At 64.7% G+C, this 312-nt stretch carries 1 pseudogene; it reads left to right on the top strand.

Features of this window, described 5'->3' with window-relative positions:
* Positions 1-312 (top strand): annotated as a pseudogene (locus tag L692_RS33260) (hypothetical protein); the annotation flags it as partial.

Here is a 312-nt window from a genome sequence, read left to right as displayed (position 1 = left end):
AGGCCGGTTGCTCTGGACAGCCTGGCACGCGGCGGGCATGCTCTTATGCCTGAGCGGGCTGATGTCCTTTTACGGGGCGCTGCTGATTCCGTATGCGGTGCTTTACAGCGTCTCGCCCGAAGTCAGCGCCTCGGGCGCAAGGCTTGGGGGACTGCTTCAATATCCGAATGCCTTCGGCGCGGTGATGGCTGTCTTTCTGCTGGAGCGCCTGTTCGCGGTTGCTCAGAGCTATGCGGGTCTACGACCCGGAGGGAAGCGAGAGCATGGGGGCGGCACGGGTTCTTCCTGCCGGGACAGGGAACAGGGCGGGGG

It is taken from the genome of Paenibacillus forsythiae T98 (genome assembly GCF_000520735.1).
In the GTDB taxonomy this organism is placed as follows: Bacteria; Bacillota; Bacilli; order Paenibacillales; family Paenibacillaceae; genus Paenibacillus_AQ; species Paenibacillus_AQ forsythiae.
This window is presented reverse-complemented; position numbering and strand designations above follow the sequence as displayed.